The sequence below is a fragment of the Pseudomonas sp. FR229a genome, from assembly GCF_030209115.1.
Lineage (GTDB): Bacteria > Pseudomonadota > Gammaproteobacteria > Pseudomonadales > Pseudomonadaceae > Aquipseudomonas > Aquipseudomonas moraviensis_A.
Window position 1 is genome coordinate 19,115 of sequence record NZ_JARVSP010000029.1, and the last position, 21,745, is coordinate 40,859.

Genomic DNA, 21,745 nt, shown 5'->3' on the forward strand with positions numbered 1-21,745 from the left:
TCCGTCTCTCAACAGTAAGGGAAGTCTGTGGAGTCAGTTTTTCGCCAGAAATGGCCGGTGGTCCTGTTGACCATCGGCCTCTACCCCGCTTTCACCGTCGGTGTTCGCGCCGACGACAATTTCGACAGCAGCTTGCGCAGCATCAGCCCGTCGCAACTGCAACAACCGGCAGGCAATGACAGTCGTCAGCGCCCTGCCCCTGCTTCCAAGGCCTCCGCCGATGCGGACGCTCTGGGGCTGGAACAAGCGGTCAGGCTGGCCGTGGACTGGCACCCACGGATCGGCGAGGCCATCGGCACGCTGTTCCAGCAAGGCGAAGGGGTCAACGTCGCCGAATCCGGCTATTACCCGCAGGTCACCGGCGGCATCAAGGGTGGCTACACCAGCGGTTACGGCAGCGATGCGGGCAGCCAGTCGGTGAACATTTCCCTCAAGCAGATGCTGTATGACTTCGGCAAGGTATCCAGTTCGGTCGACGCCGCCCGCGCTCGGGTGGCACGCAGTCAGGCCGGGATTCTGCTGGCGATCGACGACATTGCCCGCGACACCGCCAAGGCCTACATCGAAGTGCAGCGCTACCAGCATCTGCTCGAGGTTGCGCGCGAACAGATTCAAGGTATTGGCGGCATCGTCGACCTGGCCAAACAGCGCAGCGACATGGGCGCCAGCACCCGCTCCGATATGGTCCAGGCGCAGTCCCGGGCCGAAGGTGCGACGGCGACGTTGCAGGAATTCAAGGCGCAATACGCACGCTGGCAAGCCACCCTGACCAGCCTGCTCGGACGGCGCACGCCGCCAGCGGTGAGTGACGCTGCTGCGCCGACGCTGAGTCAGGCCTGTGACGTTTCGCAAATCTCCGACACCCTGCCCGCCGTCCTCCAGGCCGCTGCGCAACGCACTCAGGCCCAGGCCGAACTGGCCCAGGCCAAGGCCGAAGCCTACCCGACCCTGTCGCTGCAACCGTCGGTCAATCAATACCTGGACGACCACTACGACGATCAGAACTCCCGCGCTGATCGCACCCAGGTCGGGATCTTTCTCAACCTCGAAGTGCCGATCTACCAGGGCGGTGCGATCAGCGCCCGCAGTCGCGCCGCCGGCCATGCGCTGACCGCAGCGGACTCGGCCGAAGACTTCGCGCGCCTGCAAGCGCGTCAGGGCCTGGCTGAAGCCCAAGCGCAGACCTCGGGCCTGAACCGGCGGCTGCGCTCGCTGGAATTTCGCCAGTCCAGCATCACCGAAGCGCGCATGTTGTACGGCCGCCAATACCTCGAGCTGGGCACCCGCCCGCTGCTGGACTTGCTCAACGCCGAGCAGGAAATCCACCAGTCGCGCTTTGATCTGGTCAACACCCAGGCCGATCTGCAACGTCTGCAGATCGACTGCTTCTACAACAGCGGTGCGATTCGCCGGGTCTTCGGCATCGACCACAGCGCCATCCAGAATGTCGAGATCCTGCCATGACCGATGCCAGCATCACTATTGCTGAACCCGCCGCTGCCGAGACTCGCGAGGATTATTCACCGTGGCTGGAAGCGGTGCTCAAGGTCGCGCGCCACTATCGCCTCGACGTCTCCCCGGAAAGCGTGCGCCTGGCTTCTGTGCACAGCGAAGGCCGCGTCGAAGAAGTGGTTCGGCACATGGCGCGTCAGGCCGGACTCAGCGTCAAGTTCGCGGTGTTCGACAACAAGAGCCTGAGCCGCTGGCGCACGCCGCTGGTGGTGCAACTGCGCGATGGTCAGGTCGGCGTGCTTGAAAGCATTGGCGAGACCGGCGAGCTGGGCATCTGCTTCAGCAGCGATCAGGGTTTGCAGAGCCGCATGGACGCCGCCGCTCTCGCCGAGCAGGCCCTGCGCACGGTGATTTTGCGCCCGACGCAACCAGTGGCGGACGTGCGCACCAACGACTACATCAAGCCGTACGACGAACACTGGTTCCGGCGCATCGTCCTCACCGACCTGCGCCCCTACAGCCAAGTGATGATCGCCTCGCTGGTCGCCAATCTGCTGGGGATGGCCGGAGTGCTGTTTTCCATGCAGGTGTACGACCGGGTGATTCCGGCCGAATCGCTGCCGACCCTGTACGTGCTGTTCGGTGGGGTAATGCTGGCGCTGCTGTTCGATTTCGTCATGCGCATCCTGCGTCTGCGCATCACCGATGTACTGGGCAAGCGCGCCGATTTGCGCGTCTCCGATCTGGTGTTCGGCCATGCCTTGCGCCTGCGCAATTCCGCGCGGCCGAAATCCACTGGCTCGTTCATCTCGCAACTGCGCGAGCTGGAACAGATTCGCGATCTGATCACCTCCAGTACCGCCACGGCGCTGGCGGACATGCCGTTTTTCCTGCTGTTCCTGCTGGTGTTCTATTTGATCGGCGGGCCGCTAGTCTTGATTCCACTGGTGGCGCTGGTGTTCATGTTGCTGCCCGGGATCATCGCGCAACCGCGTCTGGCCCGACTGGCCAATGCGTCGATGCGCGAAGCCGCGCTGCGCAACGCCATGCTGGTGGAAAGCATTCAAGGCCTCGACGACATCAAGGCACTGCAGGCCGAGCAACGTTTCCAGCAACAGTGGAATCAATACAACGCTGCCTCGGCGGACAGCAGTCTGCGTTTGCGCACCCTGACCAACAGCCTGGTGGCCTGGACGCAGAATGTGCAGGGCGGGGTGTTTGCGGTAGTCATTGTGTTCGGCGCGCCGATGGTGATTGCCGGTGACCTGACCACCGGCAGTCTGGTCGCGGCGTCGATCCTGTCGTCGCGGATGATGGGGCCGATGGCGCAACTCACCCATGTGCTCACCCGCTGGCAGCAGGCCAAGGTCGCGCTCGAAGGCCTGAACCGGATCATGCAGATGCCGGTGGATCATCCCGAAGGCAGCCAGCGCGTGCACCTGCCGGCGATTCGCGGCGACTACCGCCTGCGTCAGGCCAGTTTCCGCTACAGCGAAGAATCCGCGCCCGCGCTCAACAGCATCGACCTGAGCATTCGCCCCGGCGAGCGCATCGCCCTGCTCGGCCGCAACGGCGCCGGCAAGTCGACGTTGCTCCAGGCACTGGGCGGCGCCATGGATCTGAGCAGCGGCGAAACCACCCTGGACGGCATCGCCCTGGCGCATCTCGACCCGGCTGACCTGCGCCGCGATGTCGGCCTGTTGTCGCAACAGGCGCGGCTGTTTCACGGCACCCTGCGCGACAACATCACCCTCGGCGCCGGTCAGGCCAGCGATCAGGAAATCATCGCCGCGCTGACCGTCACCGGTGCGCTGGATTTCGTTCGCCAGTTGCCCAAAGGCATGGATCACCTGGTACTTGAAGGCGGGCTGGGTTTGTCGGGCGGCCAGCGTCAGAGCTTGCTGCTGTCGCGCTTGTTGATCCGTCAGCCACAAGTGCTGTTGCTCGACGAACCGACCGCGGCGCTGGATGACGTCACCGAGCGACTGCTGCTGGAAAAACTCGCGACCTGGACTCAGGGCCGAACGCTGGTGGTCGCCACGCACCGGGTCAGCGTGTTGCAACTGGTCGAGCGGATCATCGTTCTCGACAACGGGCGCATCGTCATTGACGACCATCGCGACGCGGCACTCGCGCGGCTGCGCGCACCGGGCAAAGGAGTGGCGGTATGAAACCGATGATGACCGACGTACCGGACCCGATGTCCTATCTCGACGGCCGCGATGAGCGTGCCCTGGCCGGTGGCGCAAAAGTGATCTGGGGCTGCGCGCTGATGCTCGCCTGCTTCGTCGCGTGGGCGGCGTGGTTTGAGATCGTCGAGGTCTCGACCGGCACCGGCAAAGTGGTGCCGAGCTCGCGCGAGCAAGTGATTCAGTCGATGGAGGGCGGCATTCTCGAGCAGCTCAACGTTACTGAAGGCGCGTTGGTCGAGCGCGGCCAGATTCTCGCGCAACTGGACCCGGTGAAGAACCAGTCCAACGTCGGCGAGAGCGCGGCCAAGTACCGCGCGGCGCTGGCGAGCGTCAACCGCTTGCAGGCCGAGGTCAGCGAAAAGCCATTAACCTTTGACGCCTCGCTGCAGGAGTTTCCCGATCTGATCCGCGCCGAAACCGAGCTCTACCAGACCCGTCGCAAAGGTCTGGCGGAAACCCTCGATGGTATTCAGAGCTCGCTGAAACTGGTGCGCAGCGAACTGGCGATCACCGAGAATCTGGCGAAGATCGGCGCCTCGAGCCGGGTCGAAGTGCTGCGCCTGACCCGTCAGCGCTCGGAGCTGGAATTGAAGGCCACCGAAGCCCGTTCCGATTACATGGTCCGCGCCCGCGAAGACCTGGCCAAAGCCAACGCCGAAGCGCAGATGCTCGAGGCGGTGATCCGTGGTCGTACCGATTCGCTGTCGCGCCTGACCCTGCGTTCGCCGGTGCGCGGTATCGTCAAGGACATCGAAGTCAGCACCATTGGCGGGGTGATCGCGCCCAACGGCCAGGTCATGCAGATCGTGCCGCTGGATGAGCAACTGCTGATCGAGACGCGCATCTCGCCGCGCGACATCGCCTTCATTCATCCGGGTCAGGCGGCGAAAGTCAAAATCACCGCCTACGACTATTCGATCTACGGCAGCCTCGACGGCGAAGTGGTGACGATCTCGCCGGACACGATTCAGGACGAAGCCAAGCCGGAGATTTTTTACTACCGCGTGTTCATCCGCACGTCGTCGGATGAACTGCGTAACAAGGCCGGCAAACGCTTCGCCATCGTGCCCGGAATGATCGCTACGGTCGACATTCGTACCGGCGAAAAAACCGTGCTGGACTACTTGATCAAACCGCTCAACCGCGCCCGCGAAGCGTTGCGCGAACGTTGATCAGCGACTCGCCAGTTTGGTCGCCGGCGGCGCCGTCGGGGTAATACTCGCCTGATAGCGCGCCCACTCGCGATTGATCTCCGCGTACGGCAGGAAAATGCTCACGCGCGGTTGATCAAGCAGGTCCGGGCGCTTGAGGCGGCTGACGTCATCGCGGGTCAAAAACGCCACGTTGATGCCGACTACCTTGCCATCGGCGGAAAATACCGGCCCGCCGGACATGCCTTTGGCCAGTGCGCCATTGTGAGTGCCATAGAGCACGTTGCCCTCTTTGACGTCGAGGCGAACCATCGCCGGCAATGCCTGACCGGTGCCCTTGACCGACATGTACAGCGAATTGAACCCCACCGAGGTCAGCTCTTCGCCCGGCTTGTAGCCGCGCCATCCCGGCACGCTATTGGCCTTGTGGCGGAAGAACTGCACGTCTGCCTGCCCCTGGAAAACCGTGCCCGACAAGTAGGGAATGTGCTTCACCGTCACGGCGTAATCTTCATTCCATTGCACAGCCGAACCCATCAGCACGTAAGGCAAAGGCGCGCCGGAGTGAACGACAAAGGCTTGGTCTAAAACAGGATCCTGAACAAAAGCGACTGGCATTCCATTGCACCCGCTGAGCAGCATCGACGCTGCAACAAGTGACTTGAGGGGGCGCATTTTCGGTACATCTTGAAGTGAGGGAAGGTGCTGCAATATGTCATTGCGCCATCACTTCAGCAATAGTCTGAGCCTACCGCTTGTCGGCGAGCGATATAGTCAGTCAATGATTGGATCCAAGTAGCGAGGCTGGGACGATGATTGCCATCGTCCCCTTGCGCGTCAGATTTGTGCTTGACCACCGTCGACAAACAGCTCGATACCGTTGACGAAGCTAGCGTCGTCCGAGGCGAGGAACACCGCGGCAGCAGCGATTTCTGCCGGCTCGCCAACACGCCCCATTGGGATCTGCGACGCCATGTAATCGAGCAGACCTTGCTGCTGTTCGGCGTCCGGACCGGCCAGCTCCACCAGACCCGGAGTTTTGGTAGCGCCCGGGCTGAGCGTGTTGATGCGCACGTTGCGGTCTTTCAGATCCAGAATCCAGCTGCGCACGAACGCCCTGACAGCCGCCTTCGACGCGGAATACACGCTGAACGCCGCCGTGCCGGAACTGCCCGCCGTGGAACCGGTGAGAATCACCGAAGCGCCTTTGGCCAACAGCGGCAAGGCTTTCTGCACAGTGAACAGCACGCCCTTGACGTTGCGATCGAAGGTGTCGTCGTAGTGAGCCTCAGTGATTTCGCCCAGCGGCAGCATCGAGCCACCGCCGGCGTTGGCGAAAAGCACGTCGAGATGGCCCTTTTCGGCACGAATCTGCTGATACAGCGCATCAAGCTGTTCGAGGTTCGTCGAGTCAACCTGCACGCCTTTGGCGTTGCCGACCAGCGCAACGGCGGCGTCGAGTTCGGCCTGGCGACGGCCAGTGATGTAAACGTAAGCGCCTTCCTCAGCGAAGCGCTTGGCCGTGGCCAGGCCAATGCCGGAGGTGCCGCCGGTAACGAGAGCAATTTTGCCTTGAAGTTTGCCAGTCATGAGTCTTCTCCAGAACGTGGTTAAAGCTGATCGGGGTTTGGTTTCGAGCTGGGAAAAGCTTATCGACGCTACCGACCTTTCAAAATAGAATTGTCTGAAACTCATCGTTGCAGAATTGAAATGAGCAAACTGCCTGATTTTGAAGGTCTGGCGATGTTCGCCAAAGTTGCAGAGGAAGGTTCGTTCGCCTCCGCCGCGCGGGTCATGGGCGTCTCGGTACCCACGGTGTCGCGTGCGGTGGCGCGGCTCGAAGAACGCTTGGGCGGTCGCCTGTTCAACCGCACCTCGCGGCAATTGGCGTTGACTGAATTCGGTTCGAGCATGGCAGCTAAAGCCGGGGACATTTACCGCCAGGCCGAAGAGGTCGAGAGTGAAGCACAAGACCTCTCGGTGCAGCCGCGTGGACAAGTCCGCCTCGCCGTGCCCATGTCATTCGGTTTGCGTTGGGTCGCGCCGTTGTTGCCTGAGCTGCTGCGCCGCTACCCGGAGCTGTTCGTCGATCTGCATTTGCACGACGCCTCGGTCGACCTGATCGCCGAGGGCTTCGACGCCGCATTGCGTATCGCCGCCCTGCCCGACTCATCGCTGGTCGCGCGTCGGCTATGCGCCGTGAGTCAGTTGCTGGTGGCGTCTCCCGGCTACCTGGAAGCTCACGGACGCCCCATGCACCCGCGTGATCTGGCGACGCGTTCATGCCTGAGTTATGCATACCGCGCGCGCACGCAAGTCTGGCGCTTCACCCATCACAGCGGCATCGAGGAAGATGTCGTGCCGAAAGGCCCGTTGCGCGTGACCAATTCCGATGCGCTGCTGCCGGTGTTGCTCGAGGGATTGGCGATTGCCGAATTGCCGGAATTCATCGCCAGCGAATACCTGGCCGATGGGCGGCTGGAAGTGTTGCTGCCGGAGTGGCACATGACTCGCGGCGGGCTGTATTTCGTGACGCCGTCTGCACGCAGTCGCCCAGCGAAGATCCGCGCGCTGTCCGACTTCTTTGCCGAGCATCTGTCGGAGCCAGTGTGGCGCTGTGATCCGGCACACCCTTCGTACTTGCTCAAATGAACGTTCGTCGGTGCGCCTGACGACCGCACGGGCAATCCGGAAAGTGCGTGCTAGGGTGTCTAGCCAAAGCACGTTTCAATCCAGGAAAAAATGAGGAGGATTCATGCCACTTCATCCCATTCTGTTCATGGGCGGTTCCGGCGCCATCGGCCACCAGACGGCCCGCGCATTGCGCGCGGCGCATCCCGACGTACCCTTGCTGATCGGCGGGCGCGACCTCGCCAGGGCTGAGCAAACCGCCGAGCAAATCGGCAATGCCCAGGGTGTGGTCATCGATGCTCGCGCAGAAGATCTGGGACTGGGTGATCGCCCGGTCAGCGCCCTCGCCCTTTTCTACATGGACCACGCCCTCGCCGGGCTGCGTTTTGCGCAAAAGCGCAAGGTGCCGCACCTGAGCATTTCTTCCGGCGTATTCGAAATCGCTCCGCAAATCGCCAGTTTCATTCACACGCCCGACGCGGCGCCGATCGTTCTCGGCTACGAATGGATGGTCGGCGCGACCACGGTAGCGACCCTGCACCTCGCCAAGGCCTTCGCCCGTGTGCACGACATCCGCATCCACGCACTGGTCGACGAACAGGATGGCGGCGGTCCGACTGTGGCGGTCGATTTCGAACACCTGAACAAAATGCTGCCGGCCGCGCTGACCCGCCGTGACGGCGAGTTCATCTGGCGCGAAGGCGACGACGCCAAGGTCAGCTTCCGCGCCGTCGACGGTACCACTCTGGAAGGCGCCGGTTTTTCCTCCATCGACGTCACCGGCCTGGCCGCCGCCACCGACGCCCCGAACGTCGAGTTCAACCTCGCCAGCGGCGTCAGCTCGACCCGGCGTCAGGGCCAGCCGATGTCGACAGAGATATTGATCGAAATAGAAGGCACGGATCACAAGGGATCTGCGTTGCGCACACGGCACGCCGTGGTTCACCGCGCAGGTGCGGCGGCATTGACCGGGCTCAGCGTGGCCATGCTGCTGGAGCGACTGGTTGGGCTGGATGGGCAAGCGCCTGTGAGGCCGGGGTTGTATTTTCCGTATCAGTTGCTGGACGCGCAGGTGTTTTTGCAGCGGCTGGAAAAGGACGGTGGTGGGCTGATAGAGCTGGACGGAGAAGTGACTGGATAAAAAATCGTAGCGACCAGGCTGGTCGCTACTCAAACACACAGACGACAGGGTCGCAGGTGAGTATCAGTTTTACTTCCTTCTCCTGTTTGCACAGGGTTAGAGCTTGCGACCAACCTGAGCGTAGCCCTGCCTTATGCTCAAGGCAGGACGCAGAGCCCTGGCAAATGTCACTTCTTCTTTTTCGCTGGCTTGTCGGCCTTCTCTGATTTCTTTGCCTTCTCCGGTTTGCTGTCAGCTTTCTTGGCGGAATCCTTGGGTTTGGCGTCTTTTTTCTTTTCTTTCTTGTCAGAGGGCTTTTCTTTCTTGTCGGAAGACTTCGATAGGGTCGAAGCCGCATCCGATTTCTTCGCCGATGACGACTTTTTGTCTTTCAATTCTTTACTGGCTTTCGAAGTCTCACCTTTGCTCTTCTTGTCATCTTTAGCCACGTTAACCACCTCTCGGAGTAGTGCTGACATTAGCGCACTGCCTGCGGAATTGCCCCCAGGCTCAGTATTAGGCGTGGCTGGTGGAATGCCGTTCAATTTTTCTCAAACGTCGACAATCGCAGGTTGAAAGTTCAAAAGGTGTTGGCGATGTGGAAGCGCCTTGCACTAAAAGGCGCATCCTGTTCTTCGTCCTGGTTTAGGCGAAAGAAATCGCGCATCAGCTCGACAGTAGCTTCACGCTGCCACAAACCCTACACGCGGGTCTGCCCGTCATTCCTTCACCTGTTGAGCCAGTGCGGTGGGATAAATGACTTGCTGGGTGTCCAGGTTGCGAATCTCGGATTCGATGCTGATGGTTGACACCTCGCGTCCGCGAGGTCCGCTGATAGCGGTGCTGGTGGAGAAGTCCACCACGTAACGCTGGCCGGCGCGCAATTCGACATCGCGTGCACCGAAGCCGCATTTTGCGCCGCCGGTACCTAGCCCGTTCATCGATACCCAGCACCAGCCCAAGGAGTGCTTTCCGGGCGTAAGGCGTAGCGCCTGTTTACCGGAAACGTCGAGAATTGACGCACGCCCGGCGCCCGGCAACGGTTGGTCATCCACTTGCGTTGCTAGCAGCAGTCGGTGAAAGGGCACGCCGATAGCGCGAAATTGAGTGGTCGCGAAGTAGACAAGCGCGGCGTCGGGAGCGTTATTGGAAAGATCATAAGGCGTCATCGATTCCGGCGCCCATTCACCTTGGTAATCCTTGTAGTGATAGTTGGAGCAGGCGGTGGTGAAAATGGCTGCCAGCAGAACAGCGGATAGCTTGAGTTGTGAATTGAAAAACGACGAACGCATTGTTCTTCCTTGTTGAGATACCTACGGCCGCTTCGTCAACAGCGGCCGTCTCCGGCGAAAAGTGATATCGGGATGATATCACTCAAACCGTCACAGAGCCTCTCGGCGCTGTTCTTTTGCCAGAAAAAAGACCCGGCGCATGACAAGCCTCTTATGCCTGTACTCGCTTCAGGCTGATCTCACCGTTGCAGCCTGCTGGTTGTTCTCAGCCCGAATCCTGAACCAGATCGCATACATCGCCGGCAGAAACACCAGCGTGATGATGGTGCCAACAAACGTGCCGCCGATCAGCGTGTACGCCAGCGTGCCCCAGAACACCGAGTGGGTCAGCGGAATGAATGCGAGAATCGCTGCCAGCGCGGTCAACAACACTGGCCGCGCCCGTTGCACTGTCGCTTCGACCACGGCATGAAACGGCGCCAGGCCTTCCTGCTCGTTGTGATGAATCTGCCCGATCAGGATCAGCGTGTTGCGCATCAGGATTCCCGACAGCGCGATCAACCCGACCAGCGCGTTGATGCCGAACGGCTGATTGAAGATCAGCAGCGTCGGGACGACACCGATCAAGCCTAACGGCGAGGTGAGGAAGACCATGATCATCGCCGAGATCGAACGCACCTGCACGATGATGATCAGCAGCGTCATGGCAATCATAATCGGCAACAACGGCAGAATCGCCTTGCCAGCCTTGCCGGATTCTTCGATGGCGCCCGCCTGTTCAATCCGGTAACCGGATGGCAGGTTTTCGATGATCGGCTGCAACTGCTGGATGATCGCGCCGGAAACGTCCGGTGGCTGCAAACCTTCGGCGATGTCGCCACGCACGGTGATGGTCGGCGTGCGATCACGGCGGCGCAGGATCGGATCTTCCATGCGCACTTCGACCTGGCCGATCTGCGACAACGGGATGCGCTGCCCCGCCGCGCCGACCAGGGTGAAGCCTTCGATCTGCGCCGGGTCGAGGCGGATATTGCCCGCCGCACGGCCGACGACCTGCACTGATCGGATGTCCTCGCGAACCGCCGTGATCGGCACGCCGCTCAGAAGAAATTGCAACTGCTGGGCCACCGCGCTGGACGTCAGCCCCACCGCCTGCAAGCGATCCTGATTCAGGTTGAAGTGCAGCGTCGGCGTCAGTGGCCCCCAGTCCGTGTTGACGGTTCTCATCATCGGGCTGTCCTGCATCACCGCCCTGACCTGCTCGGCGATGTCGCGCAGCTTCGCCGGTTCAGGCCCCATCACGCGATAGGCCACCGGGAATGGCGAGTACGGGCCGAAGACGATTTGCGTGGCCCGAACGCGTGCCTCTGGAGCAAGCCCTTCAGCGACGGCTTCGCGCAAACGCAACTTGAGAGTTTCGCGAGCGTCCTGGCTGTCGGTCAGCACGACGATTTTGGCGAACGATGGATCCGGCAACTCCGGCGCCATCGCCAGGAAAAACCGTGGCGCGCCCTGGCCGATATAGGCCGTGACGATTTTGGCCTTTTCCTGCTTCTGCAGCCAGGCCTCGACCTTGGCCGTAGCGGCACTCGTCTGCTCGATGGACGTGCCGTAGGGCATCTGCACTTCGATCATCACTTCGGGGCGGTCAGAGGTCGGAAAGAACTGCTTCTTCACCAGCCCCATGCCTGGGATCGCAACGGCAAACAGCGCGACAACCATGCCCGCCACCAGCCATTTGCGCGTAATCACCCACGTCAGAATCCGCCGGAAGCGGTTGTAGCGCGGCGTGTCGTAGATTGCCGCATGCCCGCCTTCGACTTTCTTGATGTCCGGCAACAGCTTCACGCCCAAGTACGGCGTGAAAGCCACGGCGACGACCCACGACGCAATGAGCGCGATGCCGACAATCCAGAACATGTTGCTGGTGTACTCGCCCGCCGTGGACTGGGCGAACCCGTTTGGCAAAAAGCCAATCGCCGTGACCAGTGTGCCAGCGAGCATCGGCGCTGCGGTATGGCTCCAGGCATAAGCCGAGGCCTTGATGCGGTCGTAGCCCTCCTCCATCTTCACCACCATCATTTCAATGGCGATGATCGCGTCATCGACCAGCAAGCCGAGCGCCAGAATCAGCGAACCCAGGGTGATCCGGTCAAAGTTCTTGCCGGTCGCCGCCATCACCACGAACACGATTGCCAGGGTCAACGGCACCGCCGCTGCGACTACCACGCCGACACGCCAGCCCATGCTGAGAAAACACACGAGCACGACCACCAGCAGCGCGACAAAGAACTTGACCATGAACTCGCCGACGGCCGAGTCGATATTCACCGCCTGATCGGTGACTTTGGACAGGGTCATGCCCAAGGGCATTTCCTCGTTGATCCTGATCGTTTCGGCATCCAGCGCCTTGCCCAGATCGAGCCCGTTCCAGCCCTCGCGCATGATCACGCCGAGCAATAACGCTTCCTCGCCATTGTTGCGCACCAGAAAGGTCGCCGGGTCTTCGTAGCCGCGCTCGACCGTCGCGACATCAGATAGCTTGAGGGTTCGCCCCTGCGCCACCATCGGCGTGTCACGGATTTTCTGCAACGTATCGAACGCGCCATCTACGCGCAGAAAAACCTCCGGCCCTTTGGTTTCGACCGATCCGGCGGGGGTCAGGACGTTCTGATTGTTCAGCGCGGCGAAGATGTCCTGCGGCGACAAACCCAGCGTCGCCAACCGATCATGGGAAAACGAAACGAATATCCGCTCGGCCTGCTCGCCGATGATGTTGACCTTTTTCACCCCCGGCACATGCAACAGGCGCTGGCGTAATGTCTCTGCGTCGCGCACCAGCAAGCGCTGCGGCTCGCCCTTGGCTTTCAAGGCGAACAGCGCGAAGGTCACGTCGGAAAACTCGTCGTTGACCATCGGCCCGATGACACCCGCCGGCAGCCTGATTGCTTCGTCGTCGAGCTTTTTGCGTGCCTGATAAAACTCTTCCTGCACCTGCCCCGGCGGTGTGCTGTCGAGCAACGACACCACGGTGAATGCAAGCCCTGGCCGGGTGTAGGTTTCCGTGCGGTCGTACCACTTCAATTCCTGCAAACGCTTTTCCAGGGGTTCGGCGACCTGGTCCTGCATCTCCTGCGCGGTCGCCCCCGGCCACGCGGTAATCACCGTTAGCTGCTTGACCGTGAACGGCGGGTCTTCCGCCCGGCCCAACTTGAAGAACGACAGGACGCCGGCAACGGCGATCAGAAAAATCAGAAACACCGTGATCGCCCGTTGGCGAACGGCGATGGCGGAAAGGTTGAACCGGCCCTCGCTCATGGACGGCTCCCGGCAACCTGGCCATCGTCGCGGGCAAGCAATCGCACTTCTTCGCCATCGCGCAGCAGATGCGCACCCAGCGCGACAATCGGCTCACCGACGTTGAGTTCGCCAGCAATGCGCGCCGAATCGTCACTCAACCCGAGCACCTCGACCGGTCGCCAGGAGACTTTCGCCGGTGTGCCTGCGATCACCCAAACGCCGGGGCCTTTGCCCGGGTTGTAGATTGCGGCCATGGGCACCTTCAGCGCCTGTTTTGGCGCAGAACTTTGCGGGATTTCAATGGTGACCGTCGAGCCGATCGGCGCATCGGCCAGTTTGCCTTCAAGCACATAGCGCGCTTCAAAGGTGCGAGTGGCGCGGTCGGCGGAGTCGGAAAGCAGACGCAGTTTTGCACTGACGGCAGCCGACGTATCGCCATACAGTTTTGCCTGGGCGGTTGAGCCTGCTGCGGGGCGTAAGGTTTCGGGCAGATGAACGATGGCTTCACGCTGACCGGCGCGCGCCAGTCGCACCACCGGTTCGCCGGGGCTGACGACTTGCCCCGGTTCGACAAGGGTTTCCACCACCACGCCATCAGCGTCCGCCACCAGCACCGCGTAACCGGAAGCGTTGCGCGCAACGTCCGCCTGCGCGACAGCGGCATTGAGTTGCGCCCTGGCGGTGTCGGCGGCGGCTTTGAACTGATCGTAGGCCGATGCCGAAATAGCGCCGGCGGCGACGAGCCGGCGATTGCGCGCTTCGTCACCGGCTGTCTGATTTGCCCGGGCGCGAGCGGCGCTCACCGCTTCTTGCTGCGCTCGCGCCTGCAGGCCGAGGTCGATCGGGTCAAGACGCATCAGTGGCTGCCCGCGCTTGACCGTCTGGCCGGTATCGACCAGACGCTCAAGTACCTTGCCCGAGACGCGAAAACCCAAGTCGCCCTGCACTCGCGCCGCCACGACACCGGTGAATGATCGTGACCCGTCCTCTGCAAGTTGCACCGCAGCCGACCTCACCAAGGGCGCCAGGGTACGCGGGTCTTTTGCGCTGGAAGAATCACCACACGCCGTCAGGGCCAAGGGCAACAAACATACCGCGAGGGGGAAAGGTCGGAGCCGGCGCATGGAATTCCTTTACTGAAAATAGGATGACCATCATATTCTCAGTCTTGTGACCAATATCGTCAACAGTCACAACGTTTCCGGCCCGATTTCAGCGCTGAATCAAAAGCGGTAGCTGACAGAAGTGCCGAGTCCGCTGGCGCTGTTCACGTATTTGGCCTTGTACGAACCTTTGCCTACCGAGGTGTCCTCGAATACGCGGTCCGCGATTGGTGTTGTTGGTCGGAGACTGATCAACCGAAAACCCGGTACGCAGCACTGAAATAACCAAGCTGCGGCGGCCATGTAGTCCGAGTGACCATACCAGTCAATAGTTACACCCAGAACAGCTGAAATGTCGTTGCGTCAGGAACTGATCCGACTCCTCGGATCAGCAGACGGTCAAGGCATCAAGCTGCGCAAGATGAGGTTCGAAGTCAGCGTGGGCGCCACTTCGATGAAATCCAGGTTGTGTTGCAGCATGAGTGGATTGACGAAGGGCCGCAGGGCCAAGTGGATCGATTCGACGGTTTCATCCAGCGGCGTCCTGCGCTCGAACTCACCGGCCTCGCGCCCTTCACGGACAATGTCGGTGATAAAGCGCTTGATCTGCGCATCGTAACGCTGCGCACTGGGCCAGTTTTCGCCAGCGGCGAATGCGGCAATGTCGTAGAGCTTGCGGTCGTTGAAGAACAGGTTCACACCCGTGGCGATCACGGTTTTCACCAAGCGGCGGAAGCGCTCGGTGGGCGTCAGGTCTTCCTCGTTTATCGCCTGCTCCACCGCCGCAACGATCTGGCCCAGACAGTTAGCGCAGATGGCCTCGCCAATCGCCTGCTTGGAATCGAAGAATTTGTAGATGTACGCCTTGGAGAAACCGATGGCCTTGGCCAGATCGGATACCGTGGTTTTGGCATAGCCGTACTGGCTGAAATGCTCGTTGGCCGCCGCGACAATCTGATCACGAATGTCGTGATCGACGGGACCACGCGGGCCGGGGAAGGATGGGGAAACTGAAGTCTGATTCATGTCGGCAGCTTACTCACCCGCCCGCCGACTGACAACGTGCGACTCATTCTGAAAACCACCACCCACCCCCTGTAGGAGTGAGCCTGCTCGCGATAACGCCCTCCCAAACGACACCAACTCCCCAAGCTGCTGCACTACCCGGCCTTACTGATCGCGGAAAAATTGATACGAGAAAAGCCATGCAGCAACATCCCGACAATGATCAACGCCCCCGCCCGCAACCACGTCTCCCAGCCCTGCTGACTGAGCAACACCAGACACGACACGATCGCAAGCACCGGAACGAAGGTCGGTACGCGAAAGTGATCCTCCTCGACCCTGTCGCGACGAAGCACGAGCACCGCCACATTGGTACTCAGAAAAACGAACAGCAACAGTAAAACCACCGTCTCGGCCAGCGTTGCCAAAGTACCCGTGAGCGTCAGCGCAATCGCCACCAGGGTGGTTGCGACAATGGCCGCCCAAGGAGTTTTTCGTTCAGGCAGCACCGCCCCCAAAACCCCCGGCAACAGACCCAGGTTCGCCATGCCATACGTCAATCGACTGGCCATGATCATGGTTAACAGCGCACCGTTGGCCACAGCGATCAGCGCAATGAAAGAGAACAGCGCCGGCGGGATTGCGAGGGTCGATGCGCGGACAACTTCGAGCAAAGGCGCCGACGTGGCGACCAGTTTCTCGGTAGGCAACACCGAAGAAGCCGCCACCCCCACCGCCATGTAAACCACGCCAGCCGTGATCAACGCCGCGAACAAGGCGCGCGGGTAGACCTTGCGCACGTCCTTGATTTCCTCCGCCAGATTGGCCGAAGTTTCGAAACCCACGAAGGAGTAGAACGCGAGCAATGCCGCACCCAACACCGCCAGCATGGGACTGACGCCAGGCTTGAACGTAAGCGTCCGTCCCAGATCCGCCTCGCCTGTGCGGAAATACCAGACCGCAGCCACGATCACCAGAATCAACCCGGACAGCTCAATCACGGTCATTACCAGGTTCGCCCCGAGCGATTCCTTGATCCCCCGTGCGTTGAGCAGGCCGATAGCCAGAAGAAACACCAGCGCGGCAATCTGCGGCGATACGTCGACGAAGGCGTTCAAGTAATCACCGGCAAACGCCAGCGACAAACCCGCAGCGCTGGTGACCGCCGCCGCCAGCATGCAAAAACCGACCAGGAAGGAAATGAGCGGCGACTTGAACGCCTTTTCAGCGAACACCGAAGCCGCGCCTGCGTGGGGATATTTGGTCACCAGCTCCGCGTAGGAACCCGCCGTCAACATGGCGAAGAACAGCGCAATCAGCAGCGGCACCCAAATCGCGCCGCCCACCTCCCCTGCGATCGTTCCGGCGAGAGCATAAACCCCCGCCCCCAGAACATCGCCGAGAATAAACAGAAACAGCATCGGGAAAGTGATAGCCCGGCGCAGAGAAGTTTTATCAGTGGGAGCCGTCACGGTCATTCCTTGGTTCAGGTGTGGAGGAGCTGGTGGTTGTCACCTCAAACAATGGAAATGTCGCCGAAAGCAAAGTTCAAAATGTGTGACGGCCCGATTGGCACGGCGCTATAAACATTGCCAACTCGACACCTGTGGGAGCGAGCCTGCTCGCGAAGACTCCAGCCCGTTCAACACCAAACCTCAGCCAAAACCATTTCCCTAAACACCTCGTTTAAAACCGATATCCAGACCATGCCAGCAAGCTACAACGCCTTGCGCCATTGCCTACGACTACGCCAGAATCCGCCGGCTTGTGCGCCTCGGGCCGGGGTTCTATTGTTGGCCGGTCACTGAAAAGCAGTGATCGGGTTTGGTAGCCCGGGTATACGAGGTGCGCAATGACACCATTTGGCCAAGTCTTCGCCTGGCTTCTATGGTGGCTATGCGCAGGGCGCTTTCGAGCGCGCCGGTTTTGCCTCGTGTCCCGGTCTACCAACCTGTGCATGGCCGCCACCCTTCGTTTGGTAGCGAACGGGTGATGGCTCCTTTCTAAAGCGGCATGAGGAGAAACATCATGTTCAAGGTCACACCTAATCCCCCGAACACCGACACCTCCCCCTACGAATCCCTCGACTCAAAAAAACTCCACGAAGCCGCCGACCGCGCCCTCGACCATTACCTCAAACCCACCGACACCATCAAAACCACGCCCTACCAAACCAGCAGCATGTTCCTCGCCAACCCGAAAACCGCGACGGAGGAATTGCTGGTCAACGCCAGCGAATCGCTGGGCTCGGCCTCGGTGATGTTGAGTGATGTGATCGGGATGGTTGAAGGATCTGCGCGCAAGACACTGCAAGGTATCGCGCAGGTCGTCATGCTCGGCGAGCTGGCGGTTAATCAGGCGTTGGATAACGTCGTGCCGGTGGAGTAACCGAAAACGCCCTGTGACGACTTACCAAGCTCTCACAGGGTTTCCAATCTTCAGATCTGAAGGACAAGAGATGAGCGACCAGAACAACCCATCGGCAGACCAGCGCGGACTGAAAAAATATCTCCGCATCGACGCAGCTCTTTTTATAGCCAGCATGCTGGGCGCTTTTACGCTGAGCGGTTTCGCTCACCTTGAGAAGTTTTATCTAACGCTCGATGTGCCCATCGAACGATTGAACATCAGCGCCCAGCAATACCTTTCCTATGGTGCTTCCGGGTTCGGATCTTTTCTCTCTGCTCTCTTCTTCGCCATGGCTCTGGTCGGGATTGTTTCCCTGCTGATACTGCTTTTCGAAAAAAGAAAACTGGACGCGCCCCAACCTGCCCCACCGGCAAAATGGGTCGCCGATGTGCGTGAACGAGCCGCAGAAAACCGCGGCATGTTTATCATCGTGGGTTCTATTTTCCTGCTCGCGTTTTTGTTGATGACCGCCTGGTATCTGTTGGTCCGAGTGCCGTCAAATGCGGGACGGGCAGCAGCGCTGGAACTGGCAACAACGTGCGAGGTGCGGCAGTTTACCTACAAAAATCTCGACCAGTTCAGCGGGTGCAAGATTTCAGAATCTGACGACATGCTTTATCTACTGAAACGAGTCAAGGTTGACGCAGCAGGCATTGAATTTCAGACATTCGAACTACCCAAGACAGGGCTAAAAAGCATCACTGGTGAGGTGCAGAGTTTCAAATACAAGCGGTGAAGGTTTGTACTTTATGCCCCTTCGTATGGACCCTTATCCCTGGACGCTCGGCGCCTTAGTCCGCAGGGCAACCGTGGCCCAATCATCCGCTCGACACCTCGACCGCCCTGCGTAGCCGCCAGGCGTCCTTCGCCGGCGGCATACCGAACAGGCGGGCGTAGTCTCGACTGAACTGCGAGGGACTTTCATAACCGACTGTATATCCCGCCTCTGCGGCATCTACTGCTTCGGTGACCATCAGTCGGCGTGCTTCCTGTAGCCGCAACTGGTTACGAAATTCCAGCGGGCTCATCGAGGTGATCGCCTTGAAATGCGCATGAAACGAGGAACGGCTCATCCCGGCGATACCGACGAGGTCATCTATCCGGCACGCTTCGTTGTAATGGCTGCGCAGCCAGGCAATGGCCTTGGCGATCTGGTTCAAGCGGCTGCCTGCCTGCGCCATCTGCCTGATGATGCTGTTGCCGTTCTCGGTGAGAAGGCGATAAAGCATTTCGCGAATCACCAGCGGAGCGAGCGCTTCGATATCCCGTGGCCTGTCGAGCAGCCCGGCCAGCCGAACCGCGGCATCCAGCAGCTCCGGAGTCGTATCGTGGAGCACGATGCCTGCGCAAGGCACCTTGCCGCTCTCTTCAGGCAGAGGATGGCGCAGCGCAAGTTCACTCAACACAGTGGTATCGAGATCCAGCGCCAGGCACAGATAAGGAACAGCCTCACTCGCCTCGATGACCGAGCCCATGACCGGAAGGTCTACCGATGCAATCAGGTACTTGGCCGGATCGTAAACATAAGCGGTAGTACCCAGCATCGCCTGTTTTCGTCCCTGAGCCACAAGGCAAAGCGTTGGCTCGTAAACCACCGGCATAGGCATCGTGGGCGTAGCCGAGCGAATCAGGCTGACACCCGGAATCGCGGTGCTGTGGATGCCGTCATTCCGGGCGTGACGACCAACCATATCGACAAGCTTGGAAAGGGAACTCAAACGCAACTCCATAACGAGGGCATGCGGCGGTTTAACAACTGGTATCGGATGATCAAGCAAGAAATCAGGACGATCCTGCAACAGCCCTCCTCCGCTCGTAAGTCACACTTCAGATGAGGCCCGGAGGTTAGCGTCCCGCGCCGACGACTCTTTGCCAAAGACCCATATAGAACAACGGCGTCGGGGAACGCAACTAGCGGCTTACAGATGACAACAACGGCCCATCGAACTCGGCGGGGCTCATCGGACAGATTAAGGAGCACAGCAAATGACGTTTGTTCAACGCTTCTCTACAGCGGTAGCACTAGTCCTCTCCACTTTCATTGCAGGGCTGGCGCCCGCCGTGGCCAGCGAACCGACTACGGAACGCAATCGCCAATTCATCGCGCAAGCGTTCAACCAGTGGGGTCAAGGCGGCCGGACGTTCTTCACAGATGTCCTGGCTCCCGATGTGATCTGGACAATCAAGGGAACGAGTCCCTCGGCGGGTACTTATCGGGGTCGGGATGACTTCTTGAAACGGGCAGTCCAACCCTTCGCAAAACGGCTTGCCTCGCCCGTACGCCCGACGGTGGCGGATATCTGGGCTGAAGGCGATGACGTCGTCGTGCACTGGGACGGCACCGCCACCGCAGCCGACGGCGCGCCTTATCGCAATAGCTACGTATGGATCATGCGCATGCGAAACTTGCAGGCAGTCGAGGTCGTAGCCTTTCTCGACCTGGTGCCTTATGACGACGTTATCAGGCGAATTCCGCTTAAAACGGGCGATGTTGAATAGATAAGCCTGCCAAGATCGGCTGGAGGATCTGCCTGCAGGAAGCTGCGAGATATTACGTACGTGGACATGTCACCGAATGTCGGCTTTCGGCCATTAGCGGACGCTCACCTTGGTCTGCTACCGGCAAAAAAGACCGCTCGTACCATCCTAGAATTATGCTGTTTCAAGCCACGATCAGGTAGACTTCAAAATGCCACTACACTGCCAATATAGGAAGTTTGATGAGCAGGAAAGCGATTAGTGAGGTGTTTACCCCTCGAAGCAGAGAACTCAATCCCGAAATGTACGTGCCTCGACCTAGGCTGGAAAAGGATCTAGCTCGTTCATTTTCGCGGCACACTCACACCTTGTTATTTGGGGAAAGTGGTAATGGCAAGACGTGGCTATTCAAGAGAGCTTTGACTGAGAGCAATTTTCCATATATAGCGGTTAACTGCGCTAACGCATCACGCTTGAAGTCACTGACCGCAGAAATATGTGGCTGCATAATTGAGCCAGGCACTGCGATCAAGATGAAATTCAACGAAGAAAAAATGGCTGAATTGAGTGCATATATCGCAAAAGGCGGCTTGAAACATACTGGCATGTATGATGTGACTCAAGAAGAACCATTACTTCGAGCATTCAAGCTTTTTGCTGATAGCGGCGCAAGTGGCCGAGCACAGAAAAAAATAATTGTCTTGGATAACTTAGAATCAATATTTAATAATGATGAGTTAATGTAAGAGCTGGCGGATCTGATCATTCTATTGGATGATAGCAGGTATGCCGAATGCAATATCAATTTCCTTATAGTAGGAGTACCTAATGGTGTGCTCCAATATTTCCGTGAGACAAAAAACTCAGAGTCTGTTGCTAATCGTATTTCTGAGATAAGGAAAGTTGACGGACTGGATTCTGGGCAGGTTCAGCAGATACTGAGAAAAGGGTTCGCACAGCTCGAAATCTTTATGACAGGTCCAGAGTTCGTAGAGGTCTCAAATCATATCTGGTCTATCACTCTCGGAATTGCGCAACGTGTTCATGAGTATTGTGAGGCCCTTGCACACGCCATCGAAGATAATCAATGGCGTTATTCTCCAAATCTTCTTGATATTGCCGACGAGGATTGGTTGGTTACCGGGTTGCGTCAATGCTACTCCGTGATCGAAGGGCATCTCAATAGCCGAGATACGACTGTCGCCAGAAGAAACCAAGTCATTTACTGCATTGCTCAGGCGAGTGGACACCAATTTGATTTAAATGATATTGATAGAATCGTCAGGGCGGAATTCCCCAGCACAGTTGCAAACAATATGGGAATTGGCAACATTCTTTCAGAACTCGCGTCAGGGGGAAGCCCGCTTATATCAAAAAATGACCGATCTGGCTCATACAGCATTCGAGACCCTAGATACCTTATGTGTATAAAAGTCATGCTTCGGAAAGACAGCACCAGCTCGAAAGTTACAAAGAGAAAATTTACAAGGTAATGCTTGAGACAGCTCTGAATTTAAGAGGCTGCCGTTCAACGGCAACGGCAGTCCTAATAAATAAATTTCTTTTTTTACAATACGCCTCGAATTTTTCTGTCTTTCAACTTGACAGTTAAGTGAGGTGCTGCGACTACGCTGCGCTAGAGTTCAAAAATTCCACTTTCATAGTCGACATG

19 protein-coding genes and 1 pseudogene are annotated in these 21,745 nt (G+C 59.1%); 10 read left to right on the forward strand and 10 right to left on the reverse strand.

Going from position 1 to position 21,745, the window contains the following annotated elements:
* Positions 1-27 precede the first annotated feature (27 nt).
* The 3 genes from QRN33_RS22610 to QRN33_RS22620 are packed head-to-tail and all read left to right on the forward strand — an operon-like array spanning position 28 to position 4,816.
* A complete protein-coding gene (locus QRN33_RS22610; RefSeq protein WP_285410190.1) occupies positions 28-1,464 on the forward strand; it encodes a TolC family outer membrane protein in 1,437 nt (478 codons plus the stop codon).
* Complete coding sequence (locus QRN33_RS22615; protein ID WP_285410192.1) at positions 1,461-3,623, forward strand: type I secretion system permease/ATPase; 2,163 nt, start codon at positions 1,461-1,463, stop codon at positions 3,621-3,623. Before QRN33_RS22610 ends, QRN33_RS22615 begins: the two co-directional genes overlap by 4 nt.
* Positions 3,624-3,628: 5 nt before the next feature.
* Entirely contained in the window at positions 3,629-4,816 is a 1,188-nt protein-coding gene (locus QRN33_RS22620; RefSeq protein ID WP_502945019.1) for an HlyD family type I secretion periplasmic adaptor subunit, read from the forward strand.
* Here QRN33_RS22620 and QRN33_RS22625 read toward each other — a convergent pair whose 3' ends face one another.
* The gene (locus QRN33_RS22625; RefSeq protein ID WP_141681074.1) at positions 4,817-5,413 is read right to left on the reverse strand and encodes a trypsin-like peptidase domain-containing protein; all 597 of its coding nucleotides are present in this window, start codon (positions 5,411-5,413) and stop codon (positions 4,817-4,819) included.
* A 219-nt stretch (positions 5,414-5,632) separates the two neighbouring features.
* Positions 5,633-6,385, reverse strand: a complete 753-nt coding sequence (locus QRN33_RS22630) for an SDR family NAD(P)-dependent oxidoreductase (RefSeq protein ID WP_285410194.1) — start codon at positions 6,383-6,385, stop codon at positions 5,633-5,635.
* A gap of 120 nt (positions 6,386-6,505) precedes the next feature.
* Between QRN33_RS22630 and QRN33_RS22635 the strand changes: the two genes are divergently transcribed.
* Entirely contained in the window at positions 6,506-7,447 is a 942-nt protein-coding gene (locus QRN33_RS22635) for a LysR family transcriptional regulator (protein WP_042610259.1), read from the forward strand.
* A 103-nt stretch (positions 7,448-7,550) separates the two neighbouring features.
* Positions 7,551-8,567 (forward strand): Rossmann-fold NAD(P)-binding domain-containing protein, encoded by a 1,017-nt coding sequence (locus QRN33_RS22640; RefSeq protein ID WP_285410195.1) that lies wholly within the window; start codon positions 7,551-7,553, stop codon positions 8,565-8,567.
* Between the two features lie 167 nt (positions 8,568-8,734).
* On the opposite strand, the gene QRN33_RS22645 is transcribed toward QRN33_RS22640, so the two are convergent.
* The 7 genes and pseudogenes from QRN33_RS22645 to QRN33_RS22675 form a co-directional block, all read right to left on the reverse strand.
* Positions 8,735-9,004, reverse strand: a complete 270-nt coding sequence (locus tag QRN33_RS22645) for a hypothetical protein (RefSeq protein WP_042610406.1) — start codon at positions 9,002-9,004, stop codon at positions 8,735-8,737.
* 261 nt (positions 9,005-9,265) lie between these two features.
* Positions 9,266-9,838, reverse strand: coding sequence for a hypothetical protein (locus QRN33_RS22650; RefSeq protein ID WP_252876062.1), 573 nt, complete (start codon positions 9,836-9,838; stop codon positions 9,266-9,268).
* A gap of 168 nt (positions 9,839-10,006) precedes the next feature.
* The gene (locus tag QRN33_RS22655; RefSeq protein ID WP_285410198.1) at positions 10,007-13,096 is read right to left on the reverse strand and encodes an efflux RND transporter permease subunit; all 3,090 of its coding nucleotides are present in this window, start codon (positions 13,094-13,096) and stop codon (positions 10,007-10,009) included.
* Positions 13,093-14,202, reverse strand: a complete 1,110-nt coding sequence (locus tag QRN33_RS22660) for an efflux RND transporter periplasmic adaptor subunit (protein ID WP_285410200.1) — start codon at positions 14,200-14,202, stop codon at positions 13,093-13,095. Before QRN33_RS22660 ends, QRN33_RS22655 begins: the two co-directional genes overlap by 4 nt.
* 99 nt (positions 14,203-14,301) lie before the next feature.
* Positions 14,302-14,455: pseudogene (locus QRN33_RS22665) on the reverse strand (transporter); the annotation flags it as partial.
* 125 nt (positions 14,456-14,580) lie between these two features.
* Positions 14,581-15,207: a TetR/AcrR family transcriptional regulator gene (locus QRN33_RS22670; RefSeq protein ID WP_285410202.1), complete on the reverse strand. Its 627-nt coding sequence runs from the start codon at positions 15,205-15,207 to the stop codon at positions 14,581-14,583.
* A gap of 134 nt (positions 15,208-15,341) precedes the next feature.
* Entirely contained in the window at positions 15,342-16,664 is a 1,323-nt protein-coding gene (locus QRN33_RS22675) for an APC family permease (protein ID WP_285410204.1), read from the reverse strand.
* A 550-nt stretch (positions 16,665-17,214) separates the two neighbouring features.
* Between QRN33_RS22675 and QRN33_RS22680 the strand changes: the two genes are divergently transcribed.
* The gene (locus QRN33_RS22680; RefSeq protein ID WP_285410206.1) at positions 17,215-17,574 is read left to right on the forward strand and encodes a DUF6124 family protein; all 360 of its coding nucleotides are present in this window, start codon (positions 17,215-17,217) and stop codon (positions 17,572-17,574) included.
* 70 nt (positions 17,575-17,644) lie between these two features.
* Positions 17,645-18,331 (forward strand): hypothetical protein, encoded by a 687-nt coding sequence (locus QRN33_RS22685; protein ID WP_285410207.1) that lies wholly within the window; start codon positions 17,645-17,647, stop codon positions 18,329-18,331.
* 82 nt (positions 18,332-18,413) lie between these two features.
* Here QRN33_RS22685 and QRN33_RS22690 read toward each other — a convergent pair whose 3' ends face one another.
* Entirely contained in the window at positions 18,414-19,394 is a 981-nt protein-coding gene (locus QRN33_RS22690) for an AraC family transcriptional regulator (protein ID WP_285410209.1), read from the reverse strand.
* Positions 19,395-19,581: 187 nt separating this feature from the next.
* Between QRN33_RS22690 and QRN33_RS22695 the strand changes: the two genes are divergently transcribed.
* From QRN33_RS22695 to QRN33_RS22705, 3 genes are all read left to right on the forward strand, one after another.
* Entirely contained in the window at positions 19,582-20,094 is a 513-nt protein-coding gene (locus QRN33_RS22695) for a nuclear transport factor 2 family protein (protein WP_285410211.1), read from the forward strand.
* Positions 20,095-20,375: 281 nt separating this feature from the next.
* Positions 20,376-20,819, forward strand: a complete 444-nt coding sequence (locus QRN33_RS22700) for an AAA family ATPase (RefSeq protein ID WP_285410287.1) — start codon at positions 20,376-20,378, stop codon at positions 20,817-20,819.
* An 87-nt stretch (positions 20,820-20,906) separates the two neighbouring features.
* Positions 20,907-21,566 (forward strand): hypothetical protein, encoded by a 660-nt coding sequence (locus QRN33_RS22705; RefSeq protein ID WP_285410213.1) that lies wholly within the window; start codon positions 20,907-20,909, stop codon positions 21,564-21,566.
* Positions 21,567-21,745: the final 179 nt, after the last annotated feature.

Coding starts and splice junctions, on each gene's coding strand:
- QRN33_RS22615 (WP_285410192.1), top strand. CDS start 1,461: ATGACCGATGCCAGCATCACTATTGCTGAACCCGCCGCTGCCGAGACT.
- QRN33_RS22620 (WP_502945019.1), top strand. CDS start 3,629: ATGATGACCGACGTACCGGACCCGATGTCCTATCTCGACGGCCGCGAT.
- QRN33_RS22625 (WP_141681074.1), bottom strand. CDS start 5,413: ATGCCAGTCGCTTTTGTTCAGGATCCTGTTTTAGACCAAGCCTTTGTC.
- QRN33_RS22630 (WP_285410194.1), bottom strand. CDS start 6,385: ATGACTGGCAAACTTCAAGGCAAAATTGCTCTCGTTACCGGCGGCACC.
- QRN33_RS22635 (WP_042610259.1), top strand. CDS start 6,506: ATGAGCAAACTGCCTGATTTTGAAGGTCTGGCGATGTTCGCCAAAGTT.
- QRN33_RS22640 (WP_285410195.1), top strand. CDS start 7,551: ATGCCACTTCATCCCATTCTGTTCATGGGCGGTTCCGGCGCCATCGGC.
- QRN33_RS22650 (WP_252876062.1), bottom strand. CDS start 9,838: ATGCGTTCGTCGTTTTTCAATTCACAACTCAAGCTATCCGCTGTTCTG.
- QRN33_RS22655 (WP_285410198.1), bottom strand. CDS start 13,096: ATGAGCGAGGGCCGGTTCAACCTTTCCGCCATCGCCGTTCGCCAACGG.
- QRN33_RS22660 (WP_285410200.1), bottom strand. CDS start 14,202: ATGCGCCGGCTCCGACCTTTCCCCCTCGCGGTATGTTTGTTGCCCTTG.
- QRN33_RS22670 (WP_285410202.1), bottom strand. CDS start 15,207: ATGAATCAGACTTCAGTTTCCCCATCCTTCCCCGGCCCGCGTGGTCCC.
- QRN33_RS22675 (WP_285410204.1), bottom strand. CDS start 16,664: ATGACCGTGACGGCTCCCACTGATAAAACTTCTCTGCGCCGGGCTATC.
- QRN33_RS22680 (WP_285410206.1), top strand. CDS start 17,215: ATGTTCAAGGTCACACCTAATCCCCCGAACACCGACACCTCCCCCTAC.
- QRN33_RS22685 (WP_285410207.1), top strand. CDS start 17,645: ATGAGCGACCAGAACAACCCATCGGCAGACCAGCGCGGACTGAAAAAA.
- QRN33_RS22695 (WP_285410211.1), top strand. CDS start 19,582: ATGACGTTTGTTCAACGCTTCTCTACAGCGGTAGCACTAGTCCTCTCC.
- QRN33_RS22700 (WP_285410287.1), top strand. CDS start 20,376: ATGTACGTGCCTCGACCTAGGCTGGAAAAGGATCTAGCTCGTTCATTT.